Here is a 20,119-nt window from a genome sequence, read left to right as displayed (position 1 = left end):
GATGCCCTCACAGGGGTCGTCAGGAAGTCAGTCAACAAGATCGTCCTCGTCCTCGACGAATCCGCTTCGCACATCACCTGAGCCGTCCCGGCCCGCTGCCCCACGACCGGGGCGCGGCTGTCCGGACTCCACCATGCGGACGGATTCCGCGGCGGCTCCGATGCCGGGCGCGGCCTGGTCGCCCCGCTCCCGCAGGATCTGTTCGAGGACCTGCTGGTAGTCGACGAATTCGCTGCCGGCCATCTGCCGCAGCAGCGTCAGCACCGTGTCGCGGCGCATCTGCACCTCAGCCGCCTCCAGCGCCTGCGCGTGGGTCCGCTCCGTGGTCTCGGCCTTGTGACGGTGGCCCGACTCCTCCGCGGTGATCCGGTGGACACGAGCCGCCACCTCGGTGACGTCGATCTCCTTACGGGCGATGCCGAAGGCGTCCACATGGTCGGATCCCTGGGAGAGCAGTTCCGCGATCCGGAGCGCGTCCTGGGTCTCGAAGTCGCGCTGTCCCCGCTGGAGTTCCTGGGAACGCCGCTCGTCCCGCAGCTTCTGCTCCCAGTCCCTCAGGTCCTCCGAAGCGTGCACCTCCGCGCTGACGAACTCGACGCTCATGCCCGCGACGCGCGGTGGCACTATCGCGCTGTAGGCCGTCATGCGGTGGCCGGTCTCGGTACGTACGGCGTTGACCTCCTCCACACGGTGCCCCGCGCTCACCCTCGGCAGGTCGCTGTCGCCCATCAGATAGGCCCGCAGGGGAACGGCGACGTCGATGATGCCCTGCCGGGCGATGACGGTCGGGTCGGTCACCTGGCAGGTGAAGGACGCCCGCATCATGAAGTTGTCCGCCTCGCTCACCGACGGCAGGAGGCGTTCCACATCGACGAGGCGGGCCCTGGTGTCGACCAGGCTGACCGAGGAGGCGTCGAGCACGTCCGGGTGGGACGGGTCGAACACCATGCCCTCGGGGAACGTGCGGTAGTTCCCGCCGACCCTGAAGACATAAACCGCACCGGGCGGCAGCGGCGGCACGTCCTCGCGGTGACGGCGCCGGGACCACCAGGTGCTCTGCACCGTGGCCAGGATGTGCTCGGCGATGACCGGGTAGTTCACTTGCTTCGGCCTCCTTGAACTGAAGGGAAGGGAGCGGTGGATATGAGGGACGCGGTGAAACGCCGGGAGTCCGCCGGCGCTCGGCCGCGCAGCGATCCGAGGAGCACCTGTGCCAGCTGGCTCGTACCGGGAATCGCGTAGTCGGGGTGTTTCAGGGCGAGGGACAGGTGGCGGCGCAGCGCTGCCCACTGCCGGGGACTCATGGCCTCGCGCATGGCCTCGCCGAGTTCGCGTACGGCACTGGTCACGGACGGGTCGTCCCGCAACTGCGCCAGCGACCGGCAGAGCGCGCTCACCGCACGGCTGCGGTTACTGCTGTGCAGCGCGTCGGCCCACAGCGATCCGAGATGCCGGACGCTCTCCGGTACGGTGCGCAGCAGCGCCGCGGCGACAGGTTCGGCGGCCTCCAGCCGGGTGGTCTCGAGGAGTTGGACGGCGATCCTCAGAGCGATCGACCGTTCCCGTGACCCGGGCGCGGCCCTTACGATCACGGTCCGTGCATAGCGAAGGATCAACAGGGCACGTTCCGGTTCCTGTTCAGCGGTCTGCAGCAGCAGGGCCAGCGAGCGACGGGCCGAGAAAGCGACTCGCTCACCGCGGTTGGCCAGGAACCAGAGCCGTTTGAGCGACTCCATGCGGTAGAGCGAGCCCAGACGACCCGTCAGCGCCATGGCCGCCGTCACCGCGCGCCCGGCACCGCGATTGTCCACCCAGCTCAGGACGATGTTCAGGGCCCGCGGGGCGAGATGCTCGACATCGCACATGAACTGAAGAGTCAGCGCGGCGGTGACCCGCTGGCTGGTGATGCCCTCGGACCACACCGTCAACAGATTCTCGTCGACCTCGACCAGCGCGTACCGGGCCAGGAGCGCGACGCCCCGGGCCACCTCCGTGCGGGTGTCCAGGTCACCCCGCAAGGCCAGCTCCCCCAGCCACTGGCGCAGCGGATACCAGAGCTCGTAGCCGTACAGGTCGTGCAGTTCCGCGATGACGAGTTCACGGACGCGCGGCGAGGTGAAGACCAGGCACCGCTCGCTGCGGTCGGCGTCCCGGCCCGGACCAAGCCGGTACTCGGTCGTCACGAGCCCTACCGCCCGCTCCCGCCACCGGGCCCTGGACTGATCGGTGACCGCACCGCTCAACGAGGCCCCGGTCGGGCCCGCCGACTCCACGACCGGCGTCTCGCCGCTCTGCTCCCAGTTGCGCACGTGAGAGGCGAGAGCGGCGCACTCCTTCTCGAACGTCCGCTCGGGGATGCCCGCCAAGAAGGCCAGGGCCGCCAGCGGAAGCAGGTCGTCGGCGTCCGGCCGACCACGGAACCACTCCTGGACCTGCTCGCGGTGCCGGTCCCGCATGGTGTCCAGCGCCGCCTCCACGCCCTCTCGGGACAGCGCCACGGCCGCCGCGACGACGTCCGCCGGCCGCCGCTGCTCAGCGACCCGTTCCCGCAGCTCCTTCTCGGCTTCCGGCTCGAGGTCGACGTGCGGCAGCTGATCCTTGCAGTGCTGCAACAGCTCCTCGGGATCCGGAGCCCGCCACGGCACACAGTGGTCGCGCAGTGCCAGCCGACGACGGACCGTGTCGCCCGCCGTGATCACCAGGTAGGACCCTTTGCGGCCGAGTTCCTCGCTCAACCGTCCGATCTCGTACGCCTGCACGGACTCGGGATGCAGTTCGCCGACGTAGTCGAGGATGACGTAGCCCTGCCCGGACCTGAGGTCCCGCGAGGCGGCGAGCTCGGCGAGGGCATTGGCGGGCGACAGGCTGCGCAGCTTCGCCTCCTCACCCAGGATGCTCCTGAGCAGGGCGAGGGCGCCCGCGCCCCTGCCGCAGTTGTCCCGTCCGGTCAGCACTACGAGGGCGTCCTCGCGCAGCCGACCAAGTGCCTCGTCGAAGCAGGGCTGCGGCGGAACGTAGAACTGCAGGGCCTGGTCCGCGTCCTCGACATCGATGGTGCCGGGGGCAAGTCCGGGGGAAGAGGCGGCGAAACCGAATGCCGCTCCCGAGGCGTCGACGACACCGTAGAAGTTGTTGTTGACGAGTTGGTGGACACGGCCCAGGTCGTCGTAGCCCTGGTTGTCAGCCTCCCGCTCGTCCGACTCCTCGCGCCGTTCCGCGGCTGAGTTTTTTCCGGGCTCCGGACCGGGGGTTTCCTCCTCCGCCCCTGGTGTGCTGCCGTCCACGCCGTCGGGCGCGGACGGCACGGCGTACTCGTCGAAAGCCTGGGCGAGGGGTACGGCCGCCCCGTCGTCCAGGTCCGAAGCGTCATCCACTGGTGCCCCCGAAGCCGAAGACGGCGCCCCTGGCATCAACGGAACCGTTCACATTGGTGACATTGATCTTGTCGGCCTGGTACTCGTTGCTGATCCCCGTCCCACCGACAACTCCTCCCTCGACGTCCGGTCGCTCGTACGAGGCGGCGGCCGGTACGCCGAGTGCGGGAACGCGCAACCAGGCCGACGCCTCGTACTCCTTCACCCGGACGGTGACGCGGGTGAAGTCATCCGTGGTCAGAGTCGTATGACCGCCCGCCACCGTGGACCGGAAGACGTCGTCGGACAGCAACAGCACGAGATCGACGTCAGGATGCGCGGCCAGGGCGTCGTAGAGCTGATGTGCGCTCAGCAGACGTGCCGTGGCCACCACGGCCGAACCGGCGAATCCATTTTCGGCCAGCTCCACGAGCCCCTGGTGGATGACTGCCCGCAGTCGCATCCGGGCCCCGGGCACTCGCTGAGCGTTGTACTCACGCAGCTCGGCGACGAGATGGCGGACGTAGTCGTCGACCAGACGCGGCTCGGCTCCGTCCAGGGGACGCACCGCGAGCTGTTCGTCGCCCTTGCGCTGGATCTGCCACTGCGCACGGTCCAGGCCGGCGCCCCTGGCGGCTCGATCGAGGAGTCGCGGCAGGTCGTGCTGGATTTCGGACTGCCCACGGTCGTTCTTGCTTCCGTAGGCCTGTGCGTCCACGGCTATGCAGGCGCAATGACGGAACCCGGACCACTCAAGCACCGGATCATTCCTCTCTGGACAGGGTGTGGGCGGAGATGGGCCCACGAAGTGCTGCCCGAGAGGCTAGGAGAGAGCACGAGAAGTGATCCCGTAGGACTACGGGTTGTCGGCAACAACTTTGGCGAATTCAAGCAGTTTCGGAACGTCACAGATGGTTATGTTCCGATAGCTGCGCTCCACCAGCCCCATGGCGGTCAAAGCCGCCAGACTCTTTTCGGCTGTGTTGAGACCGAGACCGGCCAGGGACGCGAGTTCCTTCTGGGTGAGCGTCACACCGAGGTCGCACCGCGTGCCATCGCCGTCCGGCGCCGGCTGGGCATAGGCCTGGCTCAACTCGGCCAGGACCCGAGCCAAGCGCGTCAGCGAGTCATAGGCCTGGAAGTCGATCCGGCGCCGGTTGGCCCAGCGCAGCCGGGCGCTCAGCATGTGGAGGATGGCCCGCGTGGCGTCCGGGTGCCGGGAGAGGAAGGTCTCCAGCGCTCGCACCTGGATGATCCGGGCGGTCACATCACTGCACGCGATGACGGTGCCGGACCGGGGACGCTCCTCGAAGGCCGCCATCTCGCCGACCAGGTCGCCGGCTATCCGGACGGAGAGCAGCATGTCGTATCCGCTCTCCGCGCTGCCGACGACCTTCACCACACCACTTGTGATCAACAGGACGTGTCTGCTCTCGTCGCCCTGCTGCAGCAGCGCTCGATGCGACGGATAGGTGATAGGGGTGCCTTGAGTGAGGAGTTCTTCGCGTGTCGCATTCCGCAACCGGCCGAGAAAAGTGGACGGCGGCCATGTGCGATTCACCAGCACCCCCGACGACGTCACCGCACGGCGCAGCACGCCGTTCAAACGCCCACCCATGGTGCCGTCGAGCCGTGTTCCCGCGAACAGGCAGGGAAGCATGTGGCCTGTTCTCTCGCTTCGCAGCCGGAATTGACCGAATGGGTGTTCTTTACAAGAACACCCGCCGGGTCAGGTGTTCCAGGTCTCGTCGTACGGGTCGCGCGGCTCCGGTACCGGGCGGGCCGAGGTGACCCGGAGGTACGGGATCGGGCCGCCGTTGACCGGGTCGCTGGTGCGCTTCGGGGTGTAGGTGCCCGTCACCTCCAACCAGGCGTCCGGCCGCAGCACCGGCGGGATCTTCCCGGTCAGCCCGACCTTCACCGGCTGGGCGTCCGCCGCACAGCAGTTGAGGGCCATGCGCACCAAGTACGGTGCGCCCGCGCCGTCCAGGGCGACGAAGCCGGTGATCCGCACGCTGCGGCCCTCCAGGGAGCGTCCGTGGTCGTAGGCCGCGCGGCCCGCGTAGTCGACCAGGTTGAGCGGCACGGGGTCGCCCGCGGGCAACTTCAGGTAGCCGTACGGCTGTTGGAGCGCCGTACCGGTGCGGATCGCGCTGTACGAGCCGAGCGCGGGCGGCGCGACCAGGATCAGCGCGAGGATCGGCAGGACGAGCAACCAGGCGATCCGGGGTTCGCGGTGCACCCCGCCGCCGGTCCCTCCCCCGCTTCCGCCCTGGCCTTCGCCCTCGCCCTCGCCCTCGCCGTGACTGTCAACATCACCGCCGCCACTGCCACTGCGGCCGCCGCGCCACTCGTACCACGCCGTCGCCAGCGCCGCCACGATCAGGAGCACGCCCGCCGCGAGCAGCAGCGGGCGCAGCCCGGCCTTGACGTAACGCAGGTACAGGTCGGTCAGGCCCGCGTGCAGCAGGGCCACGCCGATGAGGAATAGCACCGCCGACTGCGCCTGCCGGTTCACAGCAGCACCGCCCCGGTCAGGACCGCGCCCGCGATCGCGAGGGCGAAGGTGGCCGGGGCGAAGCGCAGGGCGAAGCCGCGGCCGAAGGTACCCGTCTGCATCGCGAACAGCTTGAGGTCGATCATCGGGCCCACCACCAGGAACACCAGCTTGGCCGTCGGCGAGAACTGGGTCAGCGAGGCCGCCACGAAGGCGTCCGCCTCCGAGCAGATGGACAGGACGACGGCGAGGACCGCGAGGGCGAGCACGGAGAACACCGGATTGTCGGCCGCCGTCCGCAGCCAGCTCGCCGGGGCGACCGACTTCAGCGTCGCCGCGGCCGTCGCGCCGAGCACCAGGAAGCCACCCGCGTGCATCAGGTCGTGCCGCACCGACCCCCAGAACGCCTGCCCCTTGCTCTCCCCCTCATGGCTGTGGGCGGGCGGGCGCAGCCAGTCGGTACGGCCGACGCGCTGCCAGAGCCAGCCCATCACGCACGCCACCAGCAGGCTGGCCGCGAACCGGGCCACGACCATCTCCGGGTCGCGCGGGAAGGCCACGGCCGTCGCGGTCAGCACGACCGGGTTGATCGCGGGGGCGGACAGCAGGAAGGCCAGCGCCGCGGCCGGGGTGACGCCCCGTCGGACGAGCGCCCCGGCGACCGGCACCGACGCGCACTCGCAGCCCGGCAGGACCGCGCCCGCGAGGCCCGCGACCGGCACCGCGAGCGCGGGACGGCCGGGCAGGGCGCGGGCGAAGAACGACGGCGGGACGAACACGGCGATCGCCGCCGACAGCAGCACACCGAGCACGAGGAACGGCAGCGCCTGGACGACCACCGCGACGAACACCGTCATCCAGCTCTGCATCACGGGCGTGGACAGCGCACCGCGGATCGGCCCCTGGAGCAGCACCACGACGAGCAGCAGCAGCGTCAGCAGGAGCGGCGAACTGAGGCGCCTGCCCTCCCGCTCGCCGCCCGGCGCGGGCGCCGGTGCGCGGGGCGGGGCTTCTTCGGTGACGGCCACGGGTGGAACACCTCCGGCGTGCGTTGTTGCCTCTTTTCGGGATACGGCGGGCCGGTCGACCGCGTTCAACCCGTGCTGGAACCACCCGCCTCGTTGGGGCAGTCTTTGCCCTCGTGGGCAGTGTTCCTGGTCAAGGCGGATACGGCGGTACGGCGGCGCACATGGTGGTGTGCGGGGACGACGGTCTCGCGCACCGGCTCGCGGCCGAGTTGCGCGGTGTGTACGGCGAGCAGGTCACCCTCGTCGTGCCTGCCGCCGCGCGCACGGCGGGCACCCCGGTCGTGGGGCGGGCGCGGGCCGCGTCGGCGGCGCTGCTGGGCCGGGTGAACGCGGCCGTCGGCCGGGCCACCGGCAACGGCACGGGCGGCACGGGCGGCACGGGCGGCTCCTCCGCCGAACCCGGGCCGGGCGAACCGCTGGTGGAGGCGGGTGAGCCGACCGAGGCGGTGCTCGCCGAGGCGGGTGTGGACCGCGCCAGGGCGCTGGCGCTGGTGTACGACGACGACGAGACCAACATCCGCGCCGCGCTCACCGCACGGCGGCTCAACCCCCGGCTGCGGCTCGTCCTGCGGCTCTACAACCGGCGGCTCGGCCAGCACATCGAGGAACTCCTCGACCAGGCCGCCGCGTTGGCGACCGGAGGCGGGGAGGGGGCGGCCGGCGTGGACGCCTCCACGACCGTGCTGTCCGACGCCGACACCGCCGCGCCGGCGCTGGCCGCGACCGCGCTGGCCGGGACCAGCAAGGTCGTCCAGACGGACGGGCTGCTGCTGCGCGCGGTTGAGCGGACGCCGCCCGCGCCGGGGCAGGTCGCCGATCCGGGGCTGTGCACGCTCGCGCTGCTCTCGGCGACCAGCAGCGACCCGGCGGGCGCGGACGGGGCCGAGGGCAGCGGTGAGCAGGGGCCGCGGCTGCTGCCGGACGACGCGGAGGTGGCGGCGGCGACCGGGCGCGGCTCGGTGGTGCTGGAGCAGGTGTCGTACGCCACCGGGGCGACGGTGTCCGCCCGGCGGTCCGGGGTCGGGGTCGTGCCGCCGTTCGCCTCGCTGTTCTCGCGGCGGCTGCGGTGGTCGCTGGCCGGGATCGTGGGGTGTGTGATCGCGCTGGCGGTGGCGCTGTGGCTGGTGACGGGCATCCATCCGCTGGGGGCGTTCTATCTGACGTTGCTCGACCTGTTCGCGATCGACGATCCCGCGCTCGGGCTGTCGCTGGGCCGGCAGATCCTCCAACTGCTGTCCGGGCTCGTCGGGTTGCTGCTGCTGCCGGTGCTCCTCGCCGCGGTGCTTGAGGCGCTGGGTACGTTCCGCACGGCGTCCACGCTGCGCAAGCCGCCCCGGGGGCTGGGCGGGCACGTGGTGCTGCTCGGGCTGGGGAAGATCGGCACCCGGGTGCTGACCCGGCTGCGGGAGCTGAACATCCCCGTGGTGTGCGTCGAGTCGGACCCGGACGCGCGCGGGATGGCGACGGCGCGGCGGCTGCGGGTGCCGGTGGTGCTCGGGGACGTCACGCAGGAGGGGGTGCTGGAGTCGGCCAAGATCCACCGGGCGCACGCGCTGCTCGCGGTGACCAGCGCGGACACCACGAACCTGGAGGCCGTGCTGTACGCCCGGTCCGTGCGCCCCGACCTGCGGGTGGTGCTGCGGCTGTACGACGACGACTTCGCGACCGCCGTGTACCGCACCCTGCGGGCCGCGCATCCGCGGGCGCTGACCCGGAGCCGGAGCGTGACGCACCTGGCCGCACCGGCGTTCGCCGGGGCGATGTTCGGGCGGCAGATCCTGGGGGCGATCCCCGTCGAGCGGCGGGTGCTGCTGGTGGCCGCGGTGGACGTGGCCGGGCATCCGCAGCTGGAGGGGCGCAGCGTGGACGACGCGTTCCGGGCGGGGGCGTGGCGGGTGCTGGCCCTGGAGGGCCGCCAGGAGCTGTCCCCCGACTACGTCCTGCGGCCGGGCGACCGGGTCGTCCTGGCCGCGACCCGCCGCGGCCTCGCCGACCTCCTGCGCCGCCCCGCACCCCCGCTCACCCGCCCCCCGAACCGCCCTCGGGGCGGGTGAGCGTCGGAACCGAGTCCACGACACCCCTGGGGCGCCGGGGACACCGCGGACCGGTCCGACGGCAGACGCCGGCTACTTCGTCAGGTGGCGGGCCGCGAAGTCGAGTTCCAGGGTGACCTGTTTGATGCGTTCCTCGACCACCAGGGAGCCGTGGCCCGCGTCGTAGCGGTAGACCTCGTGCTCCGCGCCCCTCGCTTCCAGGCGCTTGACGTAGTTGTCGATCTGGCGGATCGGGCAGCGCGGGTCGTTGACCCCGGCCGAGATGTAGACGGGTGCCTTGACCTGGTCGACGTACGTCAGCGGGGACGACGCCTCGAACCGCTCGGGCACCTCCTCCGGCGTGCCGCCGAGCAGTGTGCGGTCCATCGCCTTCAGCGCCTCCATCTCGTCGTGGTACGCGGTGACGTAGTCGGCGACCGGGACCACGGCGATACCCAGCGCCCACGCGTCCGGCTGCGTGCCCACGCCCAGCAGCGTGAGGTAGCCGCCCCACGACCCGCCGGTCAGGACCAGCCGCGCGGGGTCGGCGAGGCCGGAGGCCACCGCCCAGTCCCGCACCGCGGCCACGTCCTCCAGCTCGATCAGACCGACCCGGTGCTTGAGCGCGTCCGTCCACGCCCGCCCGTACCCCGTCGAACCGCGGTAGTTGACGCGCACCACCGCGTACCCCTGGTCGACCCAGGCCGCCGGGCCCGCCGCGAAGGCGTCGCTGTCGTGCCAGGTCGGGCCGCCGTGCAGGTCGAAGACCGTCGGCAGCGGTCCCGTCGCCCCGGCCGGCTTCTGGACCAGCGCGTGGATGCGGCCGCCCGGCCCCTCCACCCACACGTCCTCCACCGGCACCGACGGCGGGCAGCGCAGCCCCGGCGGGTCGAGGACGACGCCGCCCTTGGTGGAGCGGACCGCCGGCGGTCGCGCGGCCGACGACCACAGGTACTCCACGCTGCCGTCCGGCCGGGCCGTCGCCCCGGAGACCGAGCCCTTCGGGGTCGGGATGGGCGTCAGGGCGGCCGTGCCGAGGTCGTAGCGGAACAGCTCGCTGCGGGCCTCGAAGCCGTGCGCGATCAGCAGGGCGGAGCCGTCCGGATACCACTCCGCGCTCACGTCGCCCGGCAGGTCGAGGACCAGATCCGTCTCCTCGCCCGTCGCCACGTCCCACACCAGGGGCTCCCAGCGGCCCCGGCGCTGGTGCCCGATCAGCAGCCGGGTGTCGCCCTCGACCGGCGCGAAGCCCAGCACCTCGAGGCCCAGCTCCTCGGTGCCGCCCCTGCTGTCGTCCAGGTCGGCGACCGTCGAGCCGTCCGGGCGCAGGACGCGCAGCGCGGAGTGCATCGCGTCGCCGTGCTCGGTGTGCTCGATCGCGACGAGCGAGCCGTCGTGGGAGATGTCGCCGACGCCGGCGGACTCACGGTGGCGGTAGAGCTCGAAGGGGGCCTCGCCGGTGCGGGTCACGTAGATCGTCGTGCCGTCCTCGTCCGTGGAGCGGCCCACGATCGCCGTGCGGCCGTCCCGCGCGAGGGCCAGGCCCGCCGGGTAGGAGGCGTCGAGACCGGGCGCCGCGACCTCGTCCGGGCCGCCCTCGAAGGGCTGGCGGCGCCAGACGCCGAACTCGTCGCCGTCCTTGTCGTCGAACCACCAGATCCACGCGCCGTCCGGGGAGAGCACGCCGTCCGTCGTGCCGTTCGGCCGGGCCGTCGCCTGGCGCTGCTTCCCGGTGGCGCGGTCCCAGGCGTACAGCTCGTACGTCCCCGTCGCGTTCGACACGAACAGGGAACGGTCCGGCGCGTCCTCCGCCCAGTCCGGCAGCGACACCCGCGGCGCGCGGAAGCGCTTCTCCCAGTCCGGCATATTGCTCTCAGTCATGGCCCCAGTCATGGGCCCCATACTGCCTGCCCCGACCGCCTGTCCGCTGCCGCCCGCCCCAGCCTGTGGACAACTTTGCCCGCCGGCGCGCTCCCGGGGCGCCGCCCGCACCCTCCCGGGCCCGCGCACCCCGCGCACCCCGCCGGGCCGCGCACCCCGCGCCCGGGCGACGGGCGGCGGACCCGTACCGTGGAGGCGTGTACCGGTTTCTGCTGACTCCCCGCTGGTGGGGCATCAACGTCTTCGTGCTGCTCGCCATCCCGTTCTGCGTCTTCATGGGGTCGTGGCAGCTGAGCCGGTTCGAGGACCGGGTGCAGGACCACCGCAGCGCGACCGAGCAGGCCGCGGCCGGCGCCCATGAGGCGGCCAGGCCGCTCGCCGAGCTGCTGCCCGTCGACAAGGCCACCTCCGGCCGCCGGGCCACCGTGAGCGGCCGGTACGGCGAGCAGCTCCTCGTGCCCGGCCGGCAGCTCGACGACCGCGACGGCTTCTACGTGCTGACCCTGCTGCGCACCGACTCCGGCCGCGCGCTGCCCGTCGTGCGCGGCTGGCTGCCGGGCAGGGCGGACCAGGCGAAGGCACCGGCGGCGCCCGTGGGCGAGGTCACCGTCACCGGGTCGCTCCAGGCGTCCGAGACGCCCGGGGACAACGGCGTCAGCGCGCAGGGCGGGCTGCCGCGCGGGCAGACGGCGGCGATCAGCTCGGCGTCGCTGGTCAACCTCGTGCCGTACCGGCTGTACGACGCCTGGATCACCCTGGACCGGGCCGACTCGGGGATGACGGCCGTGCCCGCGACCGCGCCCGACAACACCGGACTGGACCTGAAGGCGTTCCAGAACCTCGGTTACACCGGTGAGTGGTTCGTCTTCGCGGGCTTCGTGGTCTTCATGTGGTTCCGGCTGCTGCGCCGCGAGGCGGAGTTCGTCCGGGACGCGGAACTGGGCCTGGTCCCCGAGGAGCAGCCCGCCGAGACGGAGGAACCCGAGGTCTCCAGCCCGTCCGGCGTCTGAACACCGGGCCGGGGCCGTCACCGGGTCTCCGGCCCGCCGGAAATCCGGGCCGCCGTCCGGACTGTCGGGCGTCCGGGCCGTCGGGCATCCGGCCCACCAGCCGAGCAAGCCACCAGTCAGGCGTCCGGCCCATCGGTCGAGCAAGCCACCAGTCGGACATCCGGCCCATCGGTCGAGCAGCCACCAGTCGGGCATCCGGCCCATCGGCCGGGCGAGCGAGCGACGGGCGTCCGAGCGGTCGGTCGGGCGAGCCGCCGGTCGAGCGTCCGAGCCACCGGTCGAACGAGCCGTCGACGGGCAACCAAGCCACCGGTCGGGACAAGCCGTCGACGGACATCCGAGCCGCCAGTCGAGCGAGCCACCGGTCGGACGAGCCGCCGACGGGCAACCAAGCCGCCGGTCGAGCGAGCCACCGGTCGGGACAAGGCGACCGACCGGCCGAGCCGCCGGCAGGCGCTACGCGCTCGTCAGGGGGCCCGTCCAGTACACCGTGCCCGCGCAGACGCCCGGCACCGTCGTGGCGGCCGTCGGGGCGCCCGCCGCGGGGGTGTGCGAGATCTGGACGCTTCCGTCGGCCAGGCCGTCGGCCGTGGCGAACTGGCTGGTGATGCCCTGGGAGGAGCCCGTCGACGTACCGCCGGACGCGCTCGGGTCGCCGCTGGGGCTCGGGTCGGTCGAGGGGTCGCCGCCGGGGTTCGTGCCGCCGTTGCCGCCGCCCGCGGTGGGGCAGGTCTCCGAGGGCACGAAGGCGAACTTCTCCTCGTAGGCCGCGCCCGGCTGGAGGACCAGGCCGGTGGCCTCCGTGGACGGGTCGGGCAGCCCGGACGCGGCGTCGCCGGCGACGTGCCGGGCCGTGCCGAGCTTGGTCTGGTCCGCGGCGCCCTGGGCGAGGATGTTCACGGTGCCGGGGCCGTCGACCGCGCAGCCGGTGGTGGAGACGTTGGTGACGCGGAAGGTGCCGTAGACGACGCCCGCCGGGTCCGCGGTCCCTGCGCTCGCGGACGGGGAGCCGAGCTGCGCGGGGGTGCAGGACGGGACGCCCGTGCCCGGGGTGGCCGAGGGGTTGCCCACGCCGGCCGTGGCCGAGCTGGTGCCGCCGCCCTTCTCCTTGTCGCCGTCCTTCTTGTCGCCCTGGGGGTCGGCGGAGACCCGGGTGCTGTCGCCCGAACCGGGCGTACCGGTGGCGCCGCCCGGAGTCCTGCCCTGTCCGGCGCCGCCCTGGGCCTGCGACGCCTGGCCGGCGATCGAGGTGTTGGGGTCGGAGCCGCCGGAGTGGGAGACGTGCAGCAGGGCCGGGATCGCCGTGCCGATGAACAGGGCGGCCGCGGCCATGCCGACCGTGGCCTGCCGCTTGCGCGCCCGCCGGGCGGGCACCGCGCGCCGCAGGTGGTCCAGGGTGCCGTCGACCGGTTCGATGTCCTCGACGGCGGAGTGCAGCATCCGGCGGAGGTCCAGCTCGTCCGAGTCGAGTCCCTCGGGACCCTGTTCGTCGGGGCCGTGGTTCACTGTTCCGTTCCCTGCGTGCGATGACGTGTGCTCTGTACCGTTGCGCCTCGTCGGCTCGTGCCAGGCGTAGGGTTCGTGCCGTTCGTGGGAGTCGCCTCCCTGGGCGCGCTCGCTCATGCCGGCGCCTCCATGGCGATGCGCAGGGCCGCGATGCCGCGCGAGCCGTACGCCTTCACCGAGCCCAGCGAGATGCCGAGGGTCTCGGCGACCTGGGCCTCGGTCATGTCGGCGAAGTAGCGCAGGACGAGGACCTCGCGCTGGCGGCGCTGGAGTCCCTTCATCGCCTTGATGAGGGAGTCGCGCTCCAGCTGGTCGTACGCCCCCTCCTCCGCGCTGGCCATGTCCGGCATCGGCTTGGAGAGGAGCTTCAGGCCGAGTATGCGGCGGCGCAGGGCCGAGCGGGAGAGGTTGACGACCGTCTGACGCAGATAGGCGAGGGTCTTCTCCGGGTCGCGGACCCGCTTGCGGGCCGAGTGGACGCGGATGAACGCCTCCTGGACGACGTCCTCGCAGGAGGCGGTGTCGTCGAGGAGGAGCGCGGCGAGACCGAGGAGGGAGCGGTAGTGCGCCCGGTAGGTCTCGGTGAGATGGTCGACGGTGGTGCCGGCCGCCTGGGTCTCCTCGGCGCCCTCGCGCTGACCGGGGATGCGGGCGGGCCGGGCTGCGGGCATGGGCGCGATCACCGGCATGCCTCCGGGCATGCGGGTGCGGAGCGGCGCGGGGCGGGGCCGAAGGGCCGGGCCGCGCGTCGTCGCGGAGAATTCGAGTACCTCTGCCACGCCAGTTGGACACGCTTCCCCCCGTTGGGGTTGTACGTGCCGCGCGTCACTTTTGCGTCAGGTGACGCCCCCGCCGGCGTTTCCGCCCCGGGCGGTACAGCCGACGGTGCCTCAGATGCCGTCATGCGCCCCGCTCTTCCCTCATGTCCCATATGAACGGGCGTCCCCACGCCCCGATCACGGCGTCCCCACGCCAGGATCCCGCGTCCCACACCCCCGAAACGGCGACCGCAAAGACGCTCCCAGCCCCCCGCGCGGTTGCGGGGGGCTGGGAGGAAAATCCTCGGGCGTCGAGGGGCGGATCACAAGTGGTCAGGACCATGCTCCTGACCACATTCTTACGCAGATCCTACAAATGAATCCGCTTCCCGCCACGGGTTTTCCCGTGCTCCGGCGGCCTCACGCGAACTCCGCCGCCACCAGCTCGGCGATCTGCGCGGTGTTGAGCGCGGCCCCCTTGCGCAGGTTGTCCCCGCACACGAAGAGTTCGAGCGCCGTGGGGTCGTCGAGCGCCCGCCGCACCCGCCCCACCCACGTCGGATCGGTGCCGACCACGTCGGCGGGCGTCGGGAACTCGCCGGCCGCCGGGTTGTCGAACAGCACCACACCGGGCGCGGTCGCGAGGATCTCGCGGGCGCCGTCCACGGTGACCTCGCCCTGGAAGCGGGCGTGGACGGTGAGGGAGTGCGTGGTGACCACCGGGACGCGCACACAGGTCACGGCGACCGGCAGCGCGGGCAGTCCGAGGATCTTGCGGGACTCGTCCCGCACCTTCATCTCCTCCGACGACCAGCCGTCGTCCCGGAGCGATCCGGCCCACGGTACGACGTTCAGCGCGACCGGCTCCGGGAAGGGTCCGGTGCTGTCGCCGACGGCCCGCCGCACGTCACCGGGGCTGGTCCCCAGCTCCGTGCCCGCGACCAGGGCGAGCTGGGCCCGCAGCGTGTCCACGCCGGCCCGCCCGGCCCCGCTCACCGCCTGGTACGAGGACACCACCAGCTCACGCAGCCCGAACTCGGCGTGCAGCGCGCCCAGGGCGACGATCATCGACAGGGTGGTGCAGTTGGGGTTGGCGACGATCCCGCGCGGCCGTACCCGCGCGGTGTGCGGATTGACCTCGGGGACCACGAGGGGCACGTCCGGGTCCATCCGGAAGGCGGCGGAGTTGTCGACCACCACGACGCCCTTGGCGGCGGCGAGGGGCGCCCAGTGCGCGGACACCTCGTCGGGCACGTCGAACATGGCGACGTCGACCCCGTCGAAGGCGGCCTCCGAGAGGGCCACCACCTCGACCTCCTCGCCGCGCACGGCCAGCTTGCGGCCGGCCGAGCGCGGGGAGGCGAGCAGCCTGATCTCGCCCCAGACGTCCGCGCGCTGGGACAGGATCTGGAGCATGACCGTGCCGACGGCCCCGGTCGCGCCCACGACCGCGAGCGTCGGACGTGCCGTGCGCGGGGCGGTCCGCCCGGTCACGGCCATCAGCGGCCGGTGCCCCCGTAGACCACGGCCTCGTCGCTGTCCGAGTCGAGCCCGAAGGCGGTGTGCACGGCGCGGACCGCCTCGGCGACCTCGTCGGCGCGGGTGACCACCGAGATGCGGATCTCGGAGGTGGAGATCAGCTCGATGTTGACGCCCGCGTCGGACAGGGCGGTGAAGAAGTCCGCGGTGACGCCAGGGTTGGTCTTCATGCCGGCGCCGACCAGGGAGATCTTGCCGATCTGGTCGTCGTAGCGCAGCGAGTCGAAGCCGATGCCGGCCCGGCTCTTCTCCAGGGCGTCGATGGCCTTGCGGCCCTCGGTCTTGGGCAGCGTGAAGGAGATGTCCGTGAGCCCGGTGGCCGCGGCGGAGACGTTCTGCACGATCATGTCGAGGTTGATCTCGGCGTCGGCGATCGTACGGAAGATGGCGGCGGCCTCGCCCGGCTTGTCGGGCACACCGACGACCGTGACCTTGGCCTCGGAGGTGTCGTGCGCGACACCGGAGATGATGGCCTGCTCCACCTTCTGGTCCCCTTGCTCGATCGGCTCACTGCTGACCCACGTGCCCCTGAGCCCGCTGAAGGACGAGCGGACGTGGATCGGGATGTTGTAGCGGCGGGCGTACTCCACACAGCGGTGGAGCAGCACCTTGGAGCCGGACGCGGCCAGCTCCAGCATGTCCTCGAAGGCGATCCAGTCGATCTTCCGGGCCTTCTTCACCACCCGCGGGTCGGCGGTGAACACCCCGTCGACGTCGGTGTAGATCTCGCAGACCTCGGCGTCGAGGGCGGCGGCCAGGGCGACGGCGGTGGTGTCGGAGCCGCCGCGGCCCAGGGTGGTGATGTCCTTCTTGTCGGCGCTGACGCCCTGGAAGCCGGCGACGATGGCGATGTTGCCCTCGTCGAGCGCGGTCCGGATGCGGCCCGGTGTGACGTCGATGATCCGGGCTTTGTTGTGGACCGAGTCGGTGATGACGCCTGCCTGGCTGCCGGTGAACGACTGGGCCTCGTGGCCCAGGTTCTTGATCGCCATGGCCAGCAGCGCCATGGAGATGCGCTCACCGGCGGTCAGCAGCATGTCGAACTCCCGCCCCGCAGGCATGGGGGACACCTGCTCGGCGAGATCGATCAGCTCGTCCGTCGTGTCGCCCATCGCGGAAACGACGACAACCACCTGGTTGCCGTTCTTCTTCGCTTCCACGATCCGCTTGGCGACGCGCTTGATGCCCTCGGCATCGGCTACGGAGGAGCCTCCGTACTTCTGCACGACAAGGCCCACGTGCGCTCCTCGCTCAGTCCGTCGATAACGTGCTCAGTTTAACGAGGGCCCGAAAAACCCCTCCGAAGTACCGCATCGTGAGATGTCGGGCCGCCCGCTCCGCAGGCTTCCTGCCCAAAGACGCGCGAGTGATGACTGTGAGCTGCGTTGCACCGCCGGCCGGCGGTGCGATCAGGGGAGCTGGGCGAGCAGTTCCCCGCGGTGGGCGCGGGCCCAGTCGGCGAAGTGGAGGGGCTCGCGGCCCAGGAGGTCCCGGACGGTGGTCGTGGTGGTCGCCGCGTAGTCCAGGCGGCCCTCGTGGATCTGCCGGACGGCGATGAGCGTGCTGGCGAAGTAGGCGGCGTCCATGCCCTCGGGGGCGGCGCCCGGATCGGCCTCGGCCATGGCCCGCAGGTCGCCGGGCGTGACGACCAGGGCCGGGACCTCCCGGCCCAGGGCGGTGGTGAGGGTCTCGGCGACCTCGGTGCCGCTGAGCAGGTCGGTGGACAGGTAGTAGTCCTTGCCCGCGTGCGGCCCGGGGCCCTCGGACAGGACCTTGGCGGCGACCGCCGCGATGTCGTCGTTGGCGATCCAGCCGACCCGCTTGTCGCCGATGGGCACCACCATCCGCCCGTCGACCAGCCGGTTGATGCCGAACAGGTTCTCCATGAACACGTGCGGCCGGATGTTCGCCCAGGCCAGCCGGGAGCCGGCGATGTAGCGCTCGACCAGTTCGTGCCAGGCGAAGTGGGGGTCGGTGGAGCGGCCGTCGGTGTACACGCCGAGGTGCACCACGAAGCCCACCCCGGCGTCCTCGGCGGCGTCCACCAGGCTCTTGGTCTGGTGGGTCATCGCGGAGGTGTAGCCGGTCACCACGAAGAGGCGGTCGACTCCGTCGAGGGCGGCCGGGAAGGTGTCGGGGTCGTCGAGGTCGACCCGGACCGCGTCCTTGCCCTCCTCGGTCCACCGCCGGACCTTCTCCGCGCTGCGTGAGGCGCGCACCGGGGCGACCCGCCCCTCCAGCGCCTCCAGCTCCCTGACGACCGCGCCCCCGGTACGGCCGGTGGCCCCGAGGACCAGTACGCGCGCGGCGTCCGTGTGCGTCATCTTCTTCTCCCTTCCGTCGGGGCCCCGGGACCCGTCCGGAGCCTCCAGGACCCATACGAAAGCACTCGCTTTCGCATGACACGATAGTGAGTACTGTCGTATGCTCTGTCAAGTCGGCAACGGGAGTGCGGGAGCGGAGGAGGAGCGGTGCGCACCTGGGCGGAGAACGACCCGAAGGCAGGTCTGATGGCCCGCAAGCGCGCGGCGATCGTCGGCGCCGCGCTCACGGCCTTCCTCGACGAGGGGTACGGGGGCAGCTCGGTCAACCGGATCGCGGCGGACGCGGGTGTCTCGATCACCACGCTCTACCGGCACTTCGACAGCAAGGACGATCTCTTCGTCGCCGTCATCCAGGAGGCGTGCGACACGGCGGGCGGGAGCGCGGACCCGGCGTGGGTGGGTCTGCCGCCGCTGGAGGGGCTGACGGAGGCGGGCCGCGAACTGCTGCGGCACGTGCTGTCCGAGCGGCAGCTCGCGCTCTTCCGGGTCGTGGCGCGGGACGCGCAGCGCTTCCCGGAACTGGGCCGGCGCTACCAGGAGGAGATCCTCGGCGACCGCGTCGCCCTGTTCACCCGGCATCTGGCCGGGTGGCCGGAGGAACTGCGCGCCAAGGTGGGCGACCCCGTCCGGGCGGCGCGGACGTTCACCGCGCTGGTGCAGGCGGGCGTCGTGGACACGGCGCTGCTCGGCGGACCGGTGCCCGACGAGGCGGCGCTGCGGGAGCAGGCCGGCCGGGCCGCGGCCGACCTCCTGGCCCTGGCCGGGGCCGGACGCCTGTGAGCCCCACGACGGACCGCACGTCCGGCACGCCCCGGCAACCCGGCGGACGCGCCGTCCGCCGGGGCGGGTCCGCTACGTGCCCTGGGCCATGCCCAGGGGACCGCCGATCTCCTGGGCCATGACCCGGCCGGCCTCGAACTCCAGGGTCTCGTCGCCCATGTCCTGGTCCGTGTCCAGGCCGTCCAGCTCCTCGAGGGGCTGGTCGAGGCGGATGTGGGCCAGCACCGAGTGCAGGGCGCGCAGGGTGGCGGAGGCGGTGGAGCCCCAGTTGGAGAAGTACGAGAACTGCCACCACCACAGGGCCTCGGTGGTGCGCCCCGCGCGGTAGTGGACCATGCCGTGGCGCAGGTCGGTGATGACGTCCGTCAGGTCGTCCGAGATCCGCGCCGGGACCGGTGCCTTGCGGGGCTCGTAGGGGTCGAAGACCTCCGAGTAGACGTCGATCGGCTCCAGCAGCCGGGCGAGGTTCTCACGGAGTTCGTCGACGTCCGCCTCCGGACCGGGGTCCGGCTCGTAGCGCTCGTCCGGGACGATGTCCTCGTGCGCGCCCAGACGGCCGCCGGCCAGCAGGAGCTGGGAGACCTCCAGGAGCAGGAAGGGCACGGCCGAGTCCGGCTCGTCGCCCTTCGCGACCTCAGTGACGGCCACCAGGAAGCTCTCCACCTGGTCCGCGATCTGGACCGCGAAGTCGTCCGGGTTCTGTGTCGTCGCGTGCAGCGTGGCGTCAGACATCTAGGAGTCGTCTCCCCTCGAAGGCGCGGCCGAGCGTGACCTCGTCCGCGTATTCCAGGTCGCCACCCACCGGGAGGCCGCTGGCCAGGCGGGTGACCTTCAGGCCCATGGGCTTGATCATGCGCGCGAGGTACGTGGCGGTGGCCTCGCCCTCGAGGTTGGGGTCCGTGGCGAGGATCAGCTCGGTGACCGTGCCGTCCGCGAGACGGGCCAGCAGCTCCCTGATCCGCAGGTCGTCCGGGCCCACGCCCTCGATCGGGCTGATCGCGCCGCCCAGGACGTGGTAGCGCCCGCGGAACTCACGGGTCCGCTCGACCGCCACGACGTCCTTGGGCTCCTCGACCACACAGATGACCGACGGGTCGCGGCGGCTGTCCCGGCAGATGCCGCACAGCTCCTCCTGCGCGACGTTGCCGCAGGTCGCGCAGAAGCGGACCTTCGCCTTCACTTCCATGAGCGCCTGGGCGAGCCGCCGTACGTCCGTCGGTTCCGCCTGGAGGATGTGGAAGGCGATCCGCTGCGCGCTCTTGGGACCGACGCCGGGCAGCCGCCCGAGCTCGTCGATCAGGTCCTGGACCACGCCTTCGTACAACGGACTGCCCTTCCTGGAAGCTTTCCCGGTACGTACGGTAGTTGGCTGCCGCCTGTCCTAGGAAGGCGGTATGGATGACGCGCGGG

General features: G+C 72.0%; 17 protein-coding genes. 3 read left to right on the top strand and 14 right to left on the bottom strand.

The window, feature by feature from the left end; translation table 11 throughout:
* Positions 1-27: 27 nt before the first annotated feature.
* From AB0F77_RS28290 to AB0F77_RS28265, 6 genes are all read right to left on the bottom strand, one after another.
* Positions 28-1,101, bottom strand: coding sequence for a hypothetical protein (locus tag AB0F77_RS28290; protein WP_361954439.1), 1,074 nt, complete (start codon positions 1,099-1,101; stop codon positions 28-30).
* A complete protein-coding gene (locus tag AB0F77_RS28285; RefSeq protein ID WP_361954437.1) occupies positions 1,098-3,374 on the bottom strand; it encodes a hypothetical protein in 2,277 nt (758 codons plus the stop codon). Before AB0F77_RS28285 ends, AB0F77_RS28290 begins: the two co-directional genes overlap by 4 nt.
* Positions 3,367-4,071, bottom strand: coding sequence for a hypothetical protein (locus AB0F77_RS28280; protein ID WP_361954435.1), 705 nt, complete (start codon positions 4,069-4,071; stop codon positions 3,367-3,369). Before AB0F77_RS28280 ends, AB0F77_RS28285 begins: the two co-directional genes overlap by 8 nt.
* Positions 4,072-4,209: 138 nt before the next feature.
* Complete coding sequence (locus AB0F77_RS28275) at positions 4,210-5,013, bottom strand: Crp/Fnr family transcriptional regulator (RefSeq protein WP_361954433.1); 804 nt, start codon at positions 5,011-5,013, stop codon at positions 4,210-4,212.
* Positions 5,014-5,082: 69 nt separating this feature from the next.
* Complete coding sequence (locus AB0F77_RS28270; RefSeq protein WP_361954431.1) at positions 5,083-5,871, bottom strand: TIGR03943 family protein; 789 nt, start codon at positions 5,869-5,871, stop codon at positions 5,083-5,085.
* Positions 5,868-6,878 (bottom strand): permease, encoded by a 1,011-nt coding sequence (locus tag AB0F77_RS28265; protein ID WP_361954430.1) that lies wholly within the window; start codon positions 6,876-6,878, stop codon positions 5,868-5,870. The genes AB0F77_RS28270 and AB0F77_RS28265 overlap by 4 nt, the downstream gene beginning before the upstream one ends.
* Before the next feature lie 161 nt (positions 6,879-7,039).
* On the opposite strand from AB0F77_RS28265, the gene AB0F77_RS28260 reads away from it, so the two are divergent.
* Positions 7,040-8,932: an NAD-binding protein gene (locus tag AB0F77_RS28260; protein WP_361954489.1), complete on the top strand. Its 1,893-nt coding sequence runs from the start codon at positions 7,040-7,042 to the stop codon at positions 8,930-8,932.
* A 72-nt stretch (positions 8,933-9,004) separates the two neighbouring features.
* Here AB0F77_RS28260 and AB0F77_RS28255 read toward each other — a convergent pair whose 3' ends face one another.
* Entirely contained in the window at positions 9,005-10,792 is a 1,788-nt protein-coding gene (locus AB0F77_RS28255; protein WP_361954428.1) for a prolyl oligopeptidase family serine peptidase, read from the bottom strand.
* Between the two features lie 197 nt (positions 10,793-10,989).
* Here AB0F77_RS28255 and AB0F77_RS28250 point away from each other — a divergent pair, with 197 nt between their 5' ends.
* Positions 10,990-11,802, top strand: a complete 813-nt coding sequence (locus AB0F77_RS28250; RefSeq protein ID WP_361954426.1) for an SURF1 family protein — start codon at positions 10,990-10,992, stop codon at positions 11,800-11,802.
* A 456-nt stretch (positions 11,803-12,258) separates the two neighbouring features.
* Here AB0F77_RS28250 and AB0F77_RS28245 read toward each other — a convergent pair whose 3' ends face one another.
* From AB0F77_RS28245 to AB0F77_RS28225, 5 genes are all read right to left on the bottom strand, one after another.
* The gene (locus AB0F77_RS28245; RefSeq protein WP_361954424.1) at positions 12,259-13,308 is read right to left on the bottom strand and encodes a hypothetical protein; all 1,050 of its coding nucleotides are present in this window, start codon (positions 13,306-13,308) and stop codon (positions 12,259-12,261) included.
* 113 nt (positions 13,309-13,421) lie between these two features.
* Positions 13,422-14,009: a SigE family RNA polymerase sigma factor gene (locus tag AB0F77_RS28240; RefSeq protein ID WP_361954487.1), complete on the bottom strand. Its 588-nt coding sequence runs from the start codon at positions 14,007-14,009 to the stop codon at positions 13,422-13,424.
* Positions 14,010-14,486: 477 nt separating this feature from the next.
* A complete protein-coding gene (locus AB0F77_RS28235) occupies positions 14,487-15,566 on the bottom strand; it encodes an aspartate-semialdehyde dehydrogenase (protein ID WP_361954422.1) in 1,080 nt (359 codons plus the stop codon).
* Positions 15,566-16,843, bottom strand: a complete 1,278-nt coding sequence (locus AB0F77_RS28230; protein ID WP_361954420.1) for an aspartate kinase — start codon at positions 16,841-16,843, stop codon at positions 15,566-15,568. The genes AB0F77_RS28235 and AB0F77_RS28230 overlap by 1 nt, the downstream gene beginning before the upstream one ends.
* 171 nt (positions 16,844-17,014) lie before the next feature.
* A complete protein-coding gene (locus tag AB0F77_RS28225; protein WP_361954418.1) occupies positions 17,015-17,929 on the bottom strand; it encodes an NmrA family NAD(P)-binding protein in 915 nt (304 codons plus the stop codon).
* Positions 17,930-18,076: 147 nt separating this feature from the next.
* Here AB0F77_RS28225 and AB0F77_RS28220 point away from each other — a divergent pair, with 147 nt between their 5' ends.
* The gene (locus AB0F77_RS28220) at positions 18,077-18,709 is read left to right on the top strand and encodes a TetR/AcrR family transcriptional regulator (protein ID WP_361954416.1); all 633 of its coding nucleotides are present in this window, start codon (positions 18,077-18,079) and stop codon (positions 18,707-18,709) included.
* 72 nt (positions 18,710-18,781) lie between these two features.
* On the opposite strand, the gene AB0F77_RS28215 is transcribed toward AB0F77_RS28220, so the two are convergent.
* Positions 18,782-19,441 carry a DUF5063 domain-containing protein gene (locus AB0F77_RS28215; RefSeq protein WP_361954414.1) on the bottom strand — a complete coding sequence of 220 codons (660 nt, stop codon included), beginning with the start codon at positions 19,439-19,441 and terminating at the stop codon, positions 18,782-18,784.
* On the bottom strand, positions 19,434-20,033 hold the full coding sequence (gene recR, locus AB0F77_RS28210) for a recombination mediator RecR (RefSeq protein WP_361954412.1): 600 nt from the start codon (positions 20,031-20,033) through the stop codon (positions 19,434-19,436). Before recR ends, AB0F77_RS28215 begins: the two co-directional genes overlap by 8 nt.
* Positions 20,034-20,119 lie beyond the last annotated feature (86 nt).

The sequence above is a fragment of the Streptomyces sp. NPDC026672 genome, from assembly GCF_040638185.1.
In the GTDB taxonomy this organism is placed as follows: domain Bacteria; phylum Actinomycetota; class Actinomycetes; order Streptomycetales; family Streptomycetaceae; genus Streptomyces.
The sequence above is the reverse complement of the archived record's forward strand: the minus strand, read 5'-3'. Positions and strand labels throughout refer to the sequence as shown.

What these genes read in the sequence shown, in the direction of transcription:
- AB0F77_RS28260 (WP_361954489.1), top strand. Translation starts at nt 7,040, where the DNA reads ATGGTGGTGTGCGGGGACGACGGTCTCGCGCACCGGCTCGCGGCCGAG.
- AB0F77_RS28275 (WP_361954433.1), bottom strand. Translation starts at nt 5,013, where the DNA reads ATGCTTCCCTGCCTGTTCGCGGGAACACGGCTCGACGGCACCATGGGT.
- AB0F77_RS28255 (WP_361954428.1), bottom strand. Translation starts at nt 10,792, where the DNA reads ATGACTGAGAGCAATATGCCGGACTGGGAGAAGCGCTTCCGCGCGCCG.
- AB0F77_RS28235 (WP_361954422.1), bottom strand. Translation starts at nt 15,566, where the DNA reads ATGGCCGTGACCGGGCGGACCGCCCCGCGCACGGCACGTCCGACGCTC.
- AB0F77_RS28215 (WP_361954414.1), bottom strand. Translation starts at nt 19,441, where the DNA reads ATGTCTGACGCCACGCTGCACGCGACGACACAGAACCCGGACGACTTC.
- AB0F77_RS28225 (WP_361954418.1), bottom strand. Translation starts at nt 17,929, where the DNA reads ATGACGCACACGGACGCCGCGCGCGTACTGGTCCTCGGGGCCACCGGC.
- AB0F77_RS28240 (WP_361954487.1), bottom strand. Translation starts at nt 14,009, where the DNA reads ATGCCCGGAGGCATGCCGGTGATCGCGCCCATGCCCGCAGCCCGGCCC.